The 892-nt window shown below is 75.4% G+C and carries 1 protein-coding gene; it reads right to left on the bottom strand.

The window, feature by feature from the left end; all coding sequences use genetic code 11:
- Positions 1 to 2 precede the first annotated feature (2 nt).
- A complete protein-coding gene (locus C1I97_RS37970) occupies positions 3 to 779 on the bottom strand; it encodes a TetR/AcrR family transcriptional regulator (protein WP_111007376.1) in 777 nt (258 codons plus the stop codon).
- Between the last annotated feature and the right edge of the window lie 113 nt (positions 780 to 892).

The following is an 892-nucleotide window of genomic DNA, read 5'->3' as shown; positions in this document are numbered from 1 at the left end:
GTTCACGCCGGCCGTGAGCGCAGACCCTCCAGCAGGATGTCCAGCAGCCGTGCCGACGCCGCGGCCTGCTGGGCCGCGTCCGGCAGCGAGGGCGCCGCCGTGGCGATGACCAGCAGCACGTCCGACACCGACACGTCCGGCCGCAGTTCGCCCGCCGCGCGCGCCCGCTCCACGAGCCGCCCCACGACCTCGAGCAGCTCCGCCGCCCCGACGCCGTCGCCCGCCGCGCCGTCGGGCACGAGCCCGAGCTCCCCGCCGCCCGGCTGGGCCCGCTGCTGCGGCACCCGCGCGTCGGCCGCCCGGCCCGCACCGCCGGAGCGGTCCTCGGCGACGCCGACCCGCAGCACCTGCGGCGGCAGCAGCCGCCCGGCACCGGACGCCACCGACGTGCGCAGGAAGCGGGAGAGCGCCGACCAGGGTTCGTCCTCCTGGCCGAGCGCGGCCCGTGCCTGGTCGGTCAGCCGGGAGGTCTCCTCCTCGGCTATCCGCCGCACCAGGACGTCCTTGCTCGGAAAGCGCCGGTACACCGTGCCGACGCCGACCCGCGCGCGCCGTGCCACGTCCTCCATCGGCGCGCCGTACCCCAGCTCGCCGAAGACCTCGCGCGCCGCCCGCAGCACATGCTCCAGATTGCGCTGCGCGTCCACGCGCAGCGGCGCCGTCCGGCCCGGCCGGACTTCGTCCTCACGCCCGGCGCCCGCCGCGCCCATCGCCCCGCCACCGGATGCGACGGCGGGCGCGGCGGACGCGGCGGACCAATGAGTGCCCTGAATGTGCATGAATGATCCCCCGGTAATGACGTCTCCCCCCGGAGACTCTCCCCGTCCCTGATTCAGGGATGCGCACAGCGGAGATCTGACTCTTATACACATCTGACGCTGCCGACGAATAG

It is taken from the genome of Streptomyces sp. NTH33 (assembly GCF_003236365.1).
Classification (GTDB): Bacteria; Actinomycetota; Actinomycetes; order Streptomycetales; family Streptomycetaceae; genus Streptomyces.
This window is presented reverse-complemented; position numbering and strand designations above follow the sequence as displayed.

Excerpts from the sequence above, each read along its gene's own strand:
- C1I97_RS37970 (WP_111007376.1), bottom strand. The coding sequence starts at position 779 with ATGCACATTCAGGGCACTCATTGGTCCGCCGCGTCCGCCGCGCCCGCC.